This window comes from Pseudomonas sp. PA-6-3C, assembly GCF_021605825.1.
GTDB lineage: Bacteria > Pseudomonadota > Gammaproteobacteria > Pseudomonadales > Pseudomonadaceae > Aquipseudomonas > Aquipseudomonas edaphica.
This window is the reverse complement of sequence record NZ_WKDV01000024.1, coordinates 47,506-61,993: the sequence shown is the minus strand read 5'-3', so window position 1 is coordinate 61,993 and position 14,488 is coordinate 47,506. Positions and strand designations below refer to the sequence as shown.

Genomic DNA, 14,488 nt, shown 5'->3' with positions numbered 1-14,488 from the left:
TGTTTATGCAAGCTGTAATGAACCCGAAGTATCCGGGGCTCAGCGTTCGGGTCGCCGACGAAGGCTTTGACGCCTACGTGTGGGGCAATGATTTCAGCTTTGAGGTCAGCGCCTATGGCGTACCGGAGATGGGCAAGCGCGTCGACCAATGGGCGCTGGAGCGCATTCTGCCGTACCGCAAGTGTTACGGCATCGACCCGGAAGAGTTCGCCAGTTTCCGCGATGCTCCCGACAGTGCGATTTTTATGGCGTACCTGGATGATCGCGCGGTGGGGCACATTGTGGTCAGCACCAACTGGAATGGTTTTGCCCATGTCGACGAGCTGGCGGTGGCCATGCCTGCACGGCGCCATGGTGTAGCCAAGGCATTGCTGGATGTGGCGCAGTTCTGGAGCCGCAAGAAGAACTTGCCGGGCATGATGCTCGAAACCCAGAACAATAACCTCGGCGCTTGCCGTTTGTATGAGCGCTGCGGGTATGTGATGGGTGGGATCGATCAATTGCGCTATCGCGGGATTGACCCGCAAACCCGCGAAGTGGCAATTTTCTGGTATCGGTTGTTCACGTCTGAGCGGCAGACGGCCTGAATGCCCTTGCCCCTGGCGTTCAGGCCGCGTTGAGGTGCGGCAGGCTAAGTCATGAATCGATCCACGAATGTTCGGTACCAATGGTAACCTGCAACTGGTCACGGAGTGAGCGGTAGTGCTTCTTGGCTTGCTCCAGACTCTGTTTTAGCCCATCAGGCTCACTCAGGCCTTTATTGGCGTAGTACTGGTGAATGTCGTCTTCCAGGCTGAACGGTATACCGGGCACCGCGCCATGTTTGACCTGCTGCATTTTTTCTTTGCTCATTCCATCGAATCCCGCATCGTAAATGTCCGGTCGCTTGGACCTCAGTACATCGTCAAGCAGGTTCGGGCCGACGGTCTCAAAGATCTTGCCTTCGTACTCCAGAAAATCTGAAGTGTAGGTGAACCCGCCGTTGACCTCTCTGGAAAGTGTCGGGCGGTTGGCCGCAAAATACGCTTTGTTTTCAGTGAAGCGCCGGTTCATCTCGGCGATCATTTCGGTGACCACCGGGTTATCCGGTTGCGTGGCGAAGTTACTGGTGTTGTAGAAGGGTTTGTAGTCAGTGATTTTGTGAGCGACTGGTTTGCTGAGCAGCATATCCGAGTCACCCGCGTTCAAACCGGCGGATCCCACCGCGCCTTTGATGGTGTCGTCGGTGTCGAGATAAATGCCACCATATTTATTCATCAACGGATAGCGAGCTACATCGGAAGTGGCGGCAAGGTTTTTTCCTTGGCCTCTGCGGAAGTAGGCATACAGTTCGGTGTTCTTCAAGGGTTGGAAAAAGTCTTCTTCATGCAAATTCATGACGGTGACGCCGGGCGCATCCTTTTCCAGCTTGAGTTTGATGGTCTGCAGCAACTCTGGCGTGTCGGCGTCGACGTGCACAATGGATTTGAAACCGGGCATTTTTTCGGCGTTGGTCGCGATATTCTTGATCAGCTTGTCGGGTATTTCGCCGCCGGCCCAGAAGTAGTGAATGTTGGTTGGGATGGGCCTGATATTGCTGGACTTCTGCAAGATGGCCGGTGGGGTTGCATCGATAAACCTGAAGTTGTGCTCGGGGATCTTCTGGGCATTTTTATATTCCTCCAAGGGTCCCATCTGCCACTTGTTCTTTGCGCTTCTCCAGAAGTACTCGGTGGTGACGCCGTTGGCGTTACCCGAACCGGCCATCCAGGCACCCACCTTGGTATCAAAGGTGGTGACATAGTTCATGCCTCGGTAATTGATGGTGAAGGGGTATGAGGAACCCGTGGTTATTTTTACGTCGTCTACCGGTACGACGTATGTGTTTTCATCGAGTTTCCAGGGTGACGGGGAGTTACCACCCAATAAGCGATTGGCAGTGGCGCGAGGCTCCCAGCCGGCGCTGCCCAGGTCCCGGACCACAATGTTGTCTCGGGCGGCACTGGGGTGTTGGATAACCCGCTGGCCATCCTTGATGGTGGACTGATAAAGCTTGCCGTTGACTTTTATATATTCTTTGTTGTTCGGGCCGACGTAGATATTCGCCTGCAAGCCTTTAACCTGCAGCAGGTCCGGGGAAACGATGGCCTCATATTCAAGCAGCGAGGTTCTATCAAAGACTTTGACGCTCTCACCGGCCGCCGCCGCCGCAGGCTGGAAATCTTTCAACGGTGAACCGTAGGGACGCCCCTTGGTTGCATCGAAGGCATACCATTTGCCGCCCTGGAACAACGCATCACCTTCCAGCATTTCACCAGCAACCCTGGAGGTGCCTATGGCAACCAAGCCATGCTGTGTGCTGGCGGCTTTGAGCACGTCGTAGCTGCCGCTGGCGCCCTTGAGGGTATTGAATACGCTCTTTCCCTTGGACCAGGTCCAGCGGCTGATACCTTTGAGCAAATCGCCCGCACCGCCCAACGGGTTGAGCGCGTCGATTGCGACGGTACCCAGAAACCGGGCGGTTCTTGCTGCACCCTTGAGGCCGGCCACGCCTTTGGCGAGGGCTTTACTCGCATGTGCTGCCTTGCCGGCGCCCAGAGTCACCAGACCGATCACGTCCATGCCAAGGTCAAGCAAACCCTCACCGATATTGCCCTGCGTGAAGTTAACAATCGCAGACCTGAACGGGATCATATTCAGGAAAAACTCCCCGATGGTCTTGTTGGCGGCACTGGTTTTGTCGTAAGACGTTGTTCCTCGGGCATGTTGCAGTAGCTCATCGCCCTGCAAGTCCATGCGTTTGGTGAGTATTTTGGCGATGTAGCGGGTGCGGTCTGAATCGAAGACCTGTGGTGTTACTGTGGTCGCCGGCTTTTCCTTGGCCTGCTCGGCATGTTCGTCTTCGAACGGGTTGAATCGTACGGTTCTATGCAGTGTGTTGGCGTCTCGATTATCGAGCCGGGTGTAGGGTGGCGAGTAAATGTGAGCCAGGTAATTGTGTTTGGAAATGGTCCCGGCGCGTGTATCGATGCGGTAAATATTGACCTGTCCCCCACGGGTGATTTTCACATCCAGCGTATGGCCTTTTTGGATCAGGCTTTTGGTCGAGAAATCGAGGCCGATGAGGTAGCTGTCGGTATGAAAAAACTCGAGTTTTCCATCATCGAAGTTTTCTTTATCTTCGGGTGGCACCGTCGAAATCAGGTATTGGGTCATCCCCGAGTGGCCTTTTTCCAACTCTGCTATGGCCGATGTGTAGCGTTGGGTAAAGGTGTCTGCGACGGAAAGTTCGCCGCTATCGGAAAGCGCGCAAAATTGCTTGATGGGGATGCGCTTGTCATTGGTGACCCAATGTTCGCTGTCATCATTATTGACTTTGTCGCCGTGCATGACGACATCGAGCATTGAATATGTTCCGGGGAAGCGACCGGGGCGTCCTTCGATCAGTCGGGCTTTCGTGAGGTTTTTCGCCTTGAAGACCTCATCGGATATGCCTGGAAATTTCTCCCTGAGCAGATCCATTCCCAGGTTTTCACGCATCGGGATCGGGGTTGCGAGTGCCCGGCTGATGTCTTGCAAGGTTTGCTGCTGGGCGCTAAAGGTACTTTGCACAGTGTGCATCTGCGTGTCGTCGGGCGTCGTGCCTGCATTCAAGTAGCCTTTGACTTCACCCCAATTGTGCAACGCTTCGCGATGGATATGCTGCGAGAGCGGTGTGCCGATGTCGATGCCCTCTGCGGCGGCGAGCACTTCGCTGTAGGTCATTGTGAGTGTGCGCCCCGGCGATTCAGCTTCCAGCTTGGCGGCGGCGATCGTCAACTGTGTCCAGGGAATGCTGCCGTAGGTCACGCTCGCCGGAATGTCCTTGACCAGGTATTCAGGGGCGCAGTGGGCCAACAACATGCGGGCCGCCAGTTGAGCCGATGCCGCAGAGGCTCGGCCTGTTGCCACCAGATGACGGCTCAAACCCTCGATGACGACCGTGGCCGGTCGGTACCAATGCTGGCGTTGCCCAAGATCAAAGCCGGCAACGCGGTTACGCGCCGGAGTGCCCACGGATTGGGGATTCAGCCCCAGATGAATCGCAGCCAACAAATAGTTATTGACGCTGGTGTTCGTTGCAATGCCGCCCAACCGGGTTTGAATGGCCTGGCCCAGCGCTTGCGCCTTGGCCGATCCCAGCAGCGTTTCTACTGCGCTGCTGGTGAATTTGAAATCATTGCTGGACAACTCGCACGCGGACAACAGATAGCCCAGCACGCCTTTGGGATCAGTCAGTGGCAGTTCCGGCAGCGTTGAGTCAGGAGCGTTCAGCAGGTCGATGATAGCTTGTTTGTCTTGCGCCGAGAGCGGGATCGGCCAGGACAGCGCGCCGCTGAAGTTGCCCAGGGGCGGGGTCTGAACGTGCTTTGTCGCTAGCTGATAAAGGGCCTGCAACGCGTTCAGGGTTTTGGGCAGGGGCAAGTCGCTGCCGCTGAGGTATGTGCCCAATTTGACGATGCTGGTCGGCGCCAGATTGTGCTTTTGATAGTAGCTGGAGCCTTCACAGACCGGTATTGAGGTGCTATTCCAGTGCGACGTCAGCCTGCCTTCGAGCAGGCTTTGTTGCTCACTGGAAAGGGGGGGCGGGAAGGCGGCGTGCAGTTCTTCCAGGCTTGTGCGCAGTTTTGCCGCCAGGGTTTCCCAGTTACACCGATCGGCAAAAGCTTTTTTAAGCGCTGCCGGGTTGTCCAGGGTGCCAGGGGTTGCATCGTTGGCTGAGGCTTCAATCGAATTCGGTTGAGCGCTAGTTAACGCACCGGCGTCCTGCGGTGGGTTGAGACTGGCAGGGTTTTGAAGGGCTCGATCAGTAAGGACAGAATGGAGGGTAGTCATAGAAAACGCTTCCTTGTTTAGAGTATGTCGTCCAGTGGAAAGCACTCGGCTGTGCTTTCTGCTTCTGTGAGTGCGACGCTTCTAGAACAAGGTTCCAGCGGGAGTTTTTAGAGTTTATGTCGGTGAAAGCGCACTAGATGGTGCGCAGGGCGGGGTCAGGTGGATGCAGTAACGGTCAGCAAGGTTTCGGCCTTGTCGGCGACGATTTCCAACAGTGCATTCAACGCCGGAGCAGGTTCAGATTCCTTCAACGTCAATGCGTAAAGGACCACAGGCATCGGCGGCGATAACGGGCACGCATCCAGCCCAGCTTCCCGCGCGCCGAAGGCGGTAAACGGATCGACAATCGCCAGACCCGCTCCGGCCTCCACCATGCTGCGCATCATCTGGTAGGTCTGCACCCGTGTCTGCACCAACGGCAGTGGGCGCAGGGCTTGCAGTTTTGCGTCCAGCAGACGACTTAGCGGGTCGTGACCTTCCAGCCCGATCATTGACTGCCCGGCCAGGTCCTGCAGTGCAATGTACTTTTGCTTGGGTTTGAGCCAGCCATGGGGCGCGAGCAGTTGCAGCTTGCCTTGGGCCAGTACGGTGCTTTGGATTTGTGGGTGCTGCGGATCATGCAGGCTCAGGCCCACGTCGGCTTCGCGCAGCAGCAGGCTCCTGACGATCTCCCGGGTCGGTTGGCTCGACAGGGTGCACGGTGTGTCCTGAAAGCGCCGGCGCAGCATAGCCAGGCTTTGCGGCAACAATTGGTTAGCCAAGGGCTGCGTGCACAAGGCGCGCAAGGGCGGGGCGTGATGATGTTTGAGGCGCCCGGCCAGGCGTTGCAACGGCTCCAGCGCTTCATAGAGGTGGGCGATTTCAGCCTGCAGCTCAAGGGTTTCGCGCGTCGCTTGCAAGCGCCCGCGCACACTGGCGAACAGCATGAAGCCCAATTGCTGCTCAGCGTCCTTGAGGGTTGCGTCCACATCGCCCACGGGGAGTTGCAACCATTCGGCGGCGGTGCCGAGATGTCCGGTCTGCAAGATGGCCTGAATCACTTCGATATGACGTAAACGCATCGCCGGAGTCTATGTTCAGTGCGATGGGGTTTCAATGCCTGGGTAAAAAAGAGCACAGGCATGGGTGAGTGTTGGCTACCGTTAGTGGGTATGTCACTGTCACGGGCAGGGTATACAACGAGTGTATCAATCGAGGGAAAGGGGAGCCTCAACATGCCATCAAGTCGCTTAAGCGGAAAAATACTCACCCAGCGCGGCTTCACGCGCTGGGCGGTGCTGGTGGTGCTGGTCATTATTGGCTTGTTGGCCTTGGCGCTGGGGCCGCGCTTGTTTGGGGATGTAACGCTGACGGAAATCGCCACTGCCAAGGCGCAGGTGGCTGAGCTGGGCAAGGCTGTCGAGCAGTTCCATCAGGATACCGGCCGCTATCCTACGGATGAGGAGGGCCTGGAGGTGCTGACCGTGCAACCTGCGGCATCAGCCAATGGGAAAGGACCCTACGTCAAGGATGAGTTATTGACCGACCCTTGGGGCATTGCCTATCAGTACCACTACCCGGCGACCCAGCCCAACACCCCCTTCGACCTGTTTTCATTCGGCAAGGACCGAACCCTGGGCGGCGTCGGCGATAACAAGGATATTACCTACGGCGACCACTGAATCACCTGGCATTCCCCATCGACCTGATTAGAATGACGCATCTGATCATCAACGACCAATGCCGCTCACCCGGCACTTAAAACAACAACAGGTCTGGTCTCACATGCCTCTACCCTCGACGTTTTTCGGGGTAAGGGCCAAACAGCTGCTGGTCTTGGTGACCATTGGCTGCGTGGCTGCTTATCTCCTCAATAATCAAGACGAACGCACCCCGGAAAACCACGCCCTTGAGGCGTTTATCCGTTCCCAGGAACAGGTGAGCGAGCAGGTGGGGGCTGTGCTGGAGATTGCGCTGGTCAGGCAGGTGGTGGCGTATCCCGCTTACGGCACGCCGGGCTACAAGCGTTCGCTGTATGCCGTTGAAGGGGAGCGGGGGCGGTTGCTGGTAACGCTCAAGCAGCTGGACGGTGAGCAGGACGTGGAGGTAACGCAGATGCGCCGGCCGTGATCCCCCGGCCCAGTCAACGCCAGTAATGGCCAGGACTGAGCAGGTCGATAAGGCGGGATCTTATGACGCGAGGGTGGTTTGCGATTCGCGGACGATAATAGTCCCCGACTGGATCAATTTGAATTCATCGCCTTCCAATTTTTCTACACGGTCGCCAATGGCCAGCTTGTAGGTGGTGGTAGGCGTCGAGCCAGCCTGGCTGTCCTGCGCCGGGTTGGATTCCTGGAACTCATGCACCGAATACACGCGTCCTTCCGCGTCTCTGGCATGGAACTGTCCGACAAGTACTGCAGCCATCTGTTTAGAACCTCTGGAGATAAACACTCGATTTGCGGTTCTGTAGACCGTCATGGAGCGGGGTAGTTTACCTATGGGAAAAAAATACTATTCGTTGATGTTTTCAGACGCTTCCTACGCTGGTGAGTGCGTGGCAAACAGCTTCGGGATTATCAAAACCCGCTGGTTAACGCGTCACGAAGGCTCTATAACTAAAGGCTCCTTTAGTCAGATGTCGGGAAAACCTCAATGAGCAAGGTCTATACGATTGCCGTCCTGGTTGGCAGCCTTAGAAAAGAGTCGATCAACCGTAAGGTCGCGTTGGCATTGGCCGAACTGGCCCCTGCCAACCTCAAGTTGAACATTGTGGAAATTGGCGATTTGCCGCTCTACAACGAAGACATCGACGGTACTGCGCCGCCCGCAGCCTACAGTACTTTCCGTCAGCAAGTACGCTCATCCGACGCGGTGTTGTTTGTGACACCGGAATACAACCGCTCCGTGCCGGCCCCGTTGAAGAATGCCATTGACGTTGGGTCTCGTCCTTATGGGCAAAGTGTCTATGGGGGTAAGCCTGGGGCGATCATCAGTGTGTCGCCGGGGGCCATTGGTGGGTTTGGGGCGAACCATCATTTGCGTCAGTCGCTGGTGTTTCTGGATGTGCCGTGTATGCAGCAGCCCGAGGCGTATCTGGGTGGGGCGGGGAGCGTGTTTGATGAGGCGGGTAAGGTGTCGGAGAAGACCCGGCCGTTCTTGCAGGCGTTTATTGATGCCTATGGTAAGTGGGTTGAGAAACAGTTGGGCTGATGGCGGGGTAGGGCCGTGGTGTTTGGGTGTATATCCGTTATTTAGGTAACGGCTGCTATTGGTTCCGCTTTTACAGCGGGTCACTTTTGCAAGGACCGGAATGCCGGCCCAGTCAAAAGTAACCAAAAGGTCCTCGCCCCACCACTCGGTGCCTCGCTTGGGCTCGGCATGCCAGAACGAAGGCTTGAATCCGTGGGCCGCCGCGATGGGCCATCCTTGGCAGAGCACGGCGGCCTGAAAGCCGACCTGAGTGGTTAGATCAAAAGCGAAAGCGGATGTGCATCCACTGGAGGTCTGCTTTTCTGTGGGAGCTGGCTTGCCTGCGATGCAGACGCCTCGGAGTGTCGGGTACACCCGGTTGATGCCATCGCAGGCAAGCCAGCTCCCACCCTTGACCGAGTATGGCTCTGCAGGCCCTAACCCCCAGCCGACCCCAATCGATCAGCAAGCTTCAGCGCCATCCCCGCACTTTCAAGGCGCGACACCTGATCCACCTCCGCCCCCAAAATAGTCTTTTCCACATAAAGCGAGTGCACATCGGTCACCCCGATAAACCCCAGCCACGCCTCCATATAGGGCTTCTGAAAGTCCATCCCCTGCGCGCCAGGTGCCGAAAAATCCATCCCCCGTGCATACACATTCACCGCGATCTTGTCATGCAACAACCCCCGCACTCCATGCTCCGGGCTGAACTCAAACAGCACGTCCTTCTGTGATACCACGTCGATAAAGTGCTTGAGCTTGTAGGGAATCGCGAAATTCCACAGCGGCACCGAAAACACCAGCACATCAGCTTGATGCAGGTGAGCCGCTAGCGCTGTGAGTGTCGTCCAGGCAGCGCTTTGTTCTGCGCTTAACGGCGTACCCGCGATGCCCGCGTATTTGGCGTCCATCACCGGTCCGGCAAACTCCGGCAATTCCAGCGCCCATAAATCCAGGGTCACCACCTGGGTGTCCGGGGCGTTCTGCTGATAGCGAGCTATAAACTGACGAGCGATCTCCAGGGACGCGGAGCGTTGTTTGCGCGGCGAGCATTCGATGTGCAGGAGTGTGGTCATGGTGGCCTCGGGAAAGTTGACCTGGGCATTGCAACATAGCGAGCATTGAAATATAAATCGTATTTAAATCATCTATTGATCACAAATCAGAATATGTTCGATGCCTTGTTGCTCAAAACCTTCGTCACAGTGGTCGATGAGGGCGGTTTCAGCCGCGCCGCAGAGCGCCTGCACCTGACCCAGTCGGCCGTCAGTGGGCATTTGCGCCGCCTGGAGGAACAGGTGGGCAAACCCTTGCTCACCCGCACCACCCGGTCCCAGCAATTGACGCCCGATGGTGAACGGCTGATGGCCTATGCCCGTGGCATCCTCGCGTTGAACCGGGACGCCTGGGCCGAGCTGACGCGCTCGGCGATTAAAGGCAACCTGCGCGTAGGCGTATCGGAGGAGTTCGCGGATGCGCGCCTGTTACGTGAACTGCAAAACGTCGCGGCGCAATACCCTGGCATGCACATCAGCGTGCAAGTGGGCATTCCCGGTTCGTTGTTGAGTTTGATGAAGCAGGGTGAGCTGGAGGTGGTGGTCGGCTCGTTGTGCGAATCCAGTGAGCCAGGTTTGGCACTATGGCGTGAGCCGTTAGTGTGGGCCTGGTCCGGGCAGCCGCTCGTAGCCTTGCCGAACCCGTTGCCCCTGGCCTTGTTTCCCGAGCCTTGCCCGTATCGCGAGGCGGCGCTGACGCGTCTTGCCCAAGCGGGCATCGCCCAGCGCAGCGCCATGCAGTGCAGCAGTTACGCGGCGCTGCATGCCGCCGCAGCGGCCGGGTTTGCGATTGCACCGATGGCGCAGAGCCAGGTCGGGCCGGGCTTGGCGATACTCGGCGCCGAACACGGCTTGCCCGCGTTGCCCGATGCCGAGTTCCGCCTGTTCAGCGCCCCGGAGGCGGACCCGCGCCTGGTCGAGGTCGTCACCCAGGTGGTGGTCCGCTACGGCGCTGTTCGCTGGCACTGAGGCTCAGCGCAACCAGTTGGTGCGCGCCAGTTCGATCACTTCATCGCCACGCCCGCTCATCACCGCCTTGAGCATATACAGGCTGAACCCCTTGGCCTGTTCCAGCTTGATGGTCGGCGGCATCACCAGTTCCTGGGTAGCGGTAACCACGTCCACCAGCACCGGGCCGTCATGGGCCAGGGCGCGGCGCAAGGCCGGTTCCAGGTCTTCGGACTGCTCCACGCGAATGCCGAGGATGCCCATGGCGTTGGACATGGCGGCAAAGTCCGGGTTTTTCAGCTCGGTGCCGGTGTCCAGGTAACCGGCGGCTTTCATCTCCATGGCGACAAACCCGAGTGACGAGTTATCAAACACAATGACCTTCACCGGCAATTTCAACTGCGCCAGCGAGATGAAGTCGCCCATCAACATGGCAAAGCCACCGTCGCCGGACATCGAGATCACCTGCCGTCCAGGAAATGCTGCCTGTGCACCAATGGCTTGTGGCATGGCATTGGCCATCGAGCCGTGGTTGAACGAGCCGATCAGGCGGCGTTTGCCGTTCATCTTCAAATACCGCGCAGCCCAGACGGTGGGCGAGCCGACGTCGGCGGTGAAGATCGCATCGTCGTCGGCCAGCTCGCTGAGCAAGCGCGCCACGTACTGCGGGTGAATCGGCCGGTCGGCCTTCGATGGCTGCGCCAGGTCATCCAGGCCTTGACGGGCTTTTTCATAGTGCTTGAGCGAGGTGTCGAGGAAGCTGCGGTCGGCCTTGCGCGTCAGGCGTGGCAACAGCGCGTCAATTGTCTCGCCAACATCGGCGGCGATGCCCAGGTCCAGGGTGGCGCGACGGCCCAGCGCCTGCGGGTTGCGGTCGACCTGGATGATCCTGGCGTCGGTCGGGTAGAACTGGCGATAGGGGAAGTCGGTGCCGAGCATGATCAGCGTGTCGCAGTTGAGCATTGCGTGGTAACCGGAGCTGAAGCCGATCAGGCCGGTCATGCCCACATCAAACGGGTTGTCCCACTCCACATGCTCCTTGCCGCGCAAGGCGTGCACCACTGGCGCGCCCAAAGCATCGGCCAGGGCTACCACTTGGTCGTGAGCACCGGCGCAGCCGCTGCCGCACAGCAGGGTGACTTTCTCGCTGCTGTGCAGGATCTCGCTGAGGCGCTGCAGGTCTTGTTCCGCCGGCAAAGTGCGCGGTGCGTGCAGGGCCGGCCAGGGCTTGAGTTTGTCTTCGACTTCCAGCAGCGAGATATCGCCTGGGATCACCACCACCGCCACGCCGCGGTTGAGGATCGCTGAACGCATGGCGCGGTGCAGCACCTGGGGCATCTGCGCAGGGTTGGTGACCAGCTCGATAAAGTGGCTGCACTCTTTGAACAGTTCCTGCGGGTGGGTTTCCTGAAAGTAGTTCAAGCCGATCTCGGAGGAGGGGATTTGCGCCGCGATAGCCAGCACCGGCACATGGTTGCGATGGCAGTCGAACAGGCCATTGATCAAGTGCAGGTTGCCCGGCCCGCAGCTGCCGGCGCATACCGTCAGCTCGCCGGTGGCGGCTGCTTCGGCGCCGGCGGCGAAGGCGGCCACTTCTTCGTGGCGCACGTGCATCCACTCGATGCTGTCCATGGTGCGCAGGGCGTCGGTGAGGCCATTGAGGCTGTCGCCGGTCAGGCCCCAGATGCGCTTGATGCCCGCCTGTTCAAGGGTGGTCGCCAACTGCTGGGCCAGGTTGATTTTCGCCATGAAGAACTCCAATCGTCAGTGAGGTTAAAGGCTGCTGATCAGTAGAGGACAGTTCGAACACCGCGGATGTTCACCCTTAAATGTGAAGATTGCGTCACGGGGCCGACTAAACGCCGCGCATAAAAAAACCCTGGCAAGCCAGGGTTTTTCACAGCAGCAGGCTCAGCGGCGACGGAACAGCGGCAACGGTTCATCCGTGGCAGCCTGGTACGTGACCGAGAAGTCCTTGAGGCTTTCCAGCGCTTCATACGGGTCTTTGTCGGCGCGCAGGGCGAAGGCATCGAACCCGCAACGGCGCAGGTAGAACAGCTGGTCGCGCAGCACATCGCCAATCGCACGCAGTTCGCCCTTGTAACCATAACGGTCACGCAGCAGGCGCGCGTTGGAATAGTTGCGCCCGTCGGTGAAGGCCGGGAAGTTCAGGGCGATGACCTGGAAGTGCTGCACGTCGTCGCCGATCTCTTCGGCTTCCTCGTCGGCGTCCAGCCACACACCCAGGCCGCCGTCGCGGGCCTTGAGGGCGTGCCCGTGTTCACGCCACAGGGCCAGCGGCACGATCAGGTCGTCACAGTTGGAGATGCCGTCGAAGCTCGCGTCCTTGGGCAGCAGGTGCCAGGTTTCGTCGAGGACTTCGTTGTTCTTAATGATTCGCTGCATAGACGCGCTCCTTGAACAGGTCGATGCCAATGCGCTGGTAGGTGTCGATGAAACGCTCATCTTCGGTACGCTGTTCGATGTACACGTCGATCAGCTTGCCGATCACCTCGGGCATGGCTTCCTGGGCGAAGGACGGGCCGAGGATCTTGCCCAGGCTCGCATCGCGGCTGGCGCTGCCACCCAGGGACACTTGGTAGAATTCTTCGCCTTTCTTGTCCACGCCCAGGATGCCGATGTGGCCGACGTGGTGGTGACCACAGGCGTTCATGCAACCGGAGATGTTCAGGTCCAGCTCGCCGATGTCGAACAGGTAGTCCAGGTCGTCGAAACGGCGCTGGATCGATTCGGCAATCGGGATCGACTTGGCGTTGGCCAGGGAGCAAAAGTCGCCACCCGGGCAGCAGATGATGTCGGTCAGCAGGCCGATGTTCGGCGTGGCAAAACCGCCTTCGCGCAGTTCGCCCCACAGGGTGAACAGTTGGCTCTGCTCGACGTCCGCGAGGATGATGTTCTGCTCGTGGGAAGTGCGCAGTTGGCCGAAGCTGTAGCGTTCGGCCAGATCGGCGACGGCGTCCAGCTGTTTGTCGGTGATATCGCCCGGGGCAACACCGGTTGGCTTGAGCGACAGGGTCACGGCCACATAGCCCGGCTTTTTGTGCGCCAGGGTGTTGCGCGTGCGCCAGCGGGCGAAACCTGGGTGTTGCTGGTCGAGGGCAGCCAGTTCGGCGTCCTGATTGCTCAGGGCTTTGTACTCAGGGTCGACGAAGTGCTTGGCTACACGGTGTACTTCGGCTTCGGTCAGGGTGGTCTGGCCGCCGCGCAGGTGTTCCATCTCGGCGTCGACCTTCTGGGCAAATACCTCAGGGGTCAGCGCTTTGACCAGGATCTTGATCCGGGCCTTGTACTTGTTGTCACGACGGCCATAGCGGTTGTAGACCCGCAGGATGGCGTCGAGGTAACTCAACAGGTCCTGCCACGGCAGGAACTCATTGATGAACGCACCGACTACTGGTGTACGGCCCAGGCCGCCACCGACCAGCACACGGAAACCCAACTCGCCGGCGGCGTTGTGCACGGGCTCAAGGCCAATATCATGCACTTCGATCGCTGCGCGGTCCGAGGTCGAGCCATTGATGGCGATCTTGAACTTGCGCGGCAGGTAGGCGAATTCCGGGTGGAAGGTGGTCCACTGGCGCACGATTTCGCACCACGGGCGTGGGTCGATCAGCTCGTCAGCGGCAACGCCGGCAAATTGGTCGGTGGTCACGTTGCGCAGGCAGTTACCACTGGTCTGAATGGCGTGCATCTGCACGGTGGCCAGCTCAGCCAGGATGTCCGGCACGTCTTCCAGTGCCGGCCAGTTGAACTGTACGTTCTGGCGGGTACTGATGTGGGCGTAGCCTTTGTCGAAGTCGCGGGCAATCTTGGCCATCATGCGCGTCTGGCGCGAAGTCAGTTGGCCATAAGGCACGGCAACCCGCAGCATCGGCGCAAAGCGCTGAACATAAAGGCCATTTTGCAGGCGCAGAGGGCGGAACTCTTCTTCGCTCAGTTCACCTGCTAGGTAGCGTCGGGTCTGATCACGGAACTGCTTGACGCGGTCCTCGATGATGCGCTGATCGTATTCGTCGTATACGTACATATAGGTCCTGTTCTCGGCAAATCTGCGCGCACGGCCGCGCACTCCCAACGGAGCCGGCGCACGATACCAGTTTGCGTTTATGCGCAAAAGTGATGTTTGAGTATATGTAAATAACCAAATTGACTAATGAGAACCGTTATCGCGATACCCACATTTGTCATGCGGGCAATCATGATCTTTACTGTCGTCGAGTCTTAGTGCAATCACCTATAAAACCGACAAGAGGCGATGCGATGAGCAATTCAACCAAAGCACGTAAACCTGACAGTACCGTTGATGCCTGGGCCATTCTGTTTCTGATAATTTTAGTGGTTGGAACCGCCGTATTCTGGGTTAGCCACCAATAAAGAAGGTTGATTGAACCTCGATTGACTGTCTCATTGCCATTATGATGGCGATCAACATTCGA

12 protein-coding genes are annotated in these 14,488 nt (G+C 58.3%); 5 read left to right on the top strand and 7 right to left on the bottom strand.

The features are described from left to right. Nucleotides 1-5: 5 nt before the first annotated feature. Entirely contained in the window at nucleotides 6-587 is a 582-nt protein-coding gene (locus GIW48_RS17115) for a GNAT family N-acetyltransferase (protein ID WP_026013697.1), read from the top strand. A 49-nt stretch (nucleotides 588-636) separates the two neighbouring features. On the opposite strand, the gene GIW48_RS17110 is transcribed toward GIW48_RS17115, so the two are convergent. Further along, a complete protein-coding gene (locus tag GIW48_RS17110; protein ID WP_236462118.1) occupies nucleotides 637-4,854 on the bottom strand; it encodes a glycosyltransferase family 32 protein in 4,218 nt (1,405 codons plus the stop codon). Between the two features lie 155 nt (nucleotides 4,855-5,009). Continuing rightward, nucleotides 5,010-5,915 carry a LysR substrate-binding domain-containing protein gene (locus tag GIW48_RS17105; RefSeq protein WP_099549128.1) on the bottom strand — a complete coding sequence of 302 codons (906 nt, stop codon included), beginning with the start codon at nucleotides 5,913-5,915 and terminating at the stop codon, nucleotides 5,010-5,012. A gap of 153 nt (nucleotides 5,916-6,068) precedes the next feature. On the opposite strand from GIW48_RS17105, the gene gspG reads away from it, so the two are divergent. Together gspG and GIW48_RS17095 are read left to right on the top strand one after the other, a co-directional pair. Then, nucleotides 6,069-6,515, top strand: a complete 447-nt coding sequence (gene gspG, locus GIW48_RS17100) for a type II secretion system major pseudopilin GspG (protein ID WP_169987670.1) — start codon at nucleotides 6,069-6,071, stop codon at nucleotides 6,513-6,515. A 103-nt stretch (nucleotides 6,516-6,618) separates the two neighbouring features. After that, the gene (locus GIW48_RS17095; protein ID WP_026013696.1) at nucleotides 6,619-6,963 is read left to right on the top strand and encodes a hypothetical protein; all 345 of its coding nucleotides are present in this window, start codon (nucleotides 6,619-6,621) and stop codon (nucleotides 6,961-6,963) included. A gap of 60 nt (nucleotides 6,964-7,023) precedes the next feature. Here GIW48_RS17095 and GIW48_RS17090 read toward each other — a convergent pair whose 3' ends face one another. Next, nucleotides 7,024-7,260 (bottom strand): hypothetical protein, encoded by a 237-nt coding sequence (locus GIW48_RS17090; protein WP_017136925.1) that lies wholly within the window; start codon nucleotides 7,258-7,260, stop codon nucleotides 7,024-7,026. Between the two features lie 228 nt (nucleotides 7,261-7,488). Here GIW48_RS17090 and GIW48_RS17085 point away from each other — a divergent pair, with 228 nt between their 5' ends. Further along, nucleotides 7,489-8,046, top strand: a complete 558-nt coding sequence (locus GIW48_RS17085) for an NADPH-dependent FMN reductase (protein WP_170040256.1) — start codon at nucleotides 7,489-7,491, stop codon at nucleotides 8,044-8,046. 416 nt (nucleotides 8,047-8,462) lie between these two features. Here GIW48_RS17085 and GIW48_RS17080 read toward each other — a convergent pair whose 3' ends face one another. Continuing rightward, nucleotides 8,463-9,104, bottom strand: coding sequence for an FMN-dependent NADH-azoreductase (locus tag GIW48_RS17080; RefSeq protein WP_169987674.1), 642 nt, complete (start codon nucleotides 9,102-9,104; stop codon nucleotides 8,463-8,465). Nucleotides 9,105-9,197: 93 nt separating this feature from the next. Here GIW48_RS17080 and GIW48_RS17075 point away from each other — a divergent pair, with 93 nt between their 5' ends. Beyond that, entirely contained in the window at nucleotides 9,198-10,052 is an 855-nt protein-coding gene (locus tag GIW48_RS17075) for a LysR family transcriptional regulator (RefSeq protein WP_017136922.1), read from the top strand. A 3-nt stretch (nucleotides 10,053-10,055) separates the two neighbouring features. Here GIW48_RS17075 and poxB read toward each other — a convergent pair whose 3' ends face one another. The 3 genes from poxB to GIW48_RS17060 form a co-directional block, all read right to left on the bottom strand. Continuing rightward, on the bottom strand, nucleotides 10,056-11,780 hold the full coding sequence (gene poxB / locus GIW48_RS17070; protein ID WP_017136921.1) for a ubiquinone-dependent pyruvate dehydrogenase: 1,725 nt from the start codon (nucleotides 11,778-11,780) through the stop codon (nucleotides 10,056-10,058). Nucleotides 11,781-11,942: 162 nt separating this feature from the next. Continuing rightward, a complete protein-coding gene (locus tag GIW48_RS17065; protein ID WP_017136920.1) occupies nucleotides 11,943-12,437 on the bottom strand; it encodes a DUF934 domain-containing protein in 495 nt (164 codons plus the stop codon). Further along, on the bottom strand, nucleotides 12,421-14,079 hold the full coding sequence (locus tag GIW48_RS17060) for a nitrite/sulfite reductase (protein WP_017136919.1): 1,659 nt from the start codon (nucleotides 14,077-14,079) through the stop codon (nucleotides 12,421-12,423). The genes GIW48_RS17065 and GIW48_RS17060 overlap by 17 nt, the downstream gene beginning before the upstream one ends. Between the last annotated feature and the right edge of the window lie 409 nt (nucleotides 14,080-14,488).

Bases quoted from the DNA above. Each gene is read 5' to 3' on its own strand.
- GIW48_RS17060 (WP_017136919.1), bottom strand. From the start codon at position 14,079: ATGTACGTATACGACGAATACGATCAGCGCATCATCGAGGACCGCGTC.
- GIW48_RS17090 (WP_017136925.1), bottom strand. From the start codon at position 7,260: ATGGCTGCAGTACTTGTCGGACAGTTCCATGCCAGAGACGCGGAAGGA.
- gspG (WP_169987670.1), top strand. From the start codon at position 6,069: ATGCCATCAAGTCGCTTAAGCGGAAAAATACTCACCCAGCGCGGCTTC.
- GIW48_RS17065 (WP_017136920.1), bottom strand. From the start codon at position 12,437: ATGCAGCGAATCATTAAGAACAACGAAGTCCTCGACGAAACCTGGCAC.
- GIW48_RS17095 (WP_026013696.1), top strand. From the start codon at position 6,619: ATGCCTCTACCCTCGACGTTTTTCGGGGTAAGGGCCAAACAGCTGCTG.
- GIW48_RS17110 (WP_236462118.1), bottom strand. From the start codon at position 4,854: ATGACTACCCTCCATTCTGTCCTTACTGATCGAGCCCTTCAAAACCCT.
- GIW48_RS17085 (WP_170040256.1), top strand. From the start codon at position 7,489: ATGAGCAAGGTCTATACGATTGCCGTCCTGGTTGGCAGCCTTAGAAAA.
- GIW48_RS17115 (WP_026013697.1), top strand. From the start codon at position 6: ATGCAAGCTGTAATGAACCCGAAGTATCCGGGGCTCAGCGTTCGGGTC.
- GIW48_RS17080 (WP_169987674.1), bottom strand. From the start codon at position 9,104: ATGACCACACTCCTGCACATCGAATGCTCGCCGCGCAAACAACGCTCC.
- poxB (WP_017136921.1), bottom strand. From the start codon at position 11,780: ATGGCGAAAATCAACCTGGCCCAGCAGTTGGCGACCACCCTTGAACAG.
- GIW48_RS17075 (WP_017136922.1), top strand. From the start codon at position 9,198: ATGTTCGATGCCTTGTTGCTCAAAACCTTCGTCACAGTGGTCGATGAG.
- GIW48_RS17105 (WP_099549128.1), bottom strand. From the start codon at position 5,915: ATGCGTTTACGTCATATCGAAGTGATTCAGGCCATCTTGCAGACCGGA.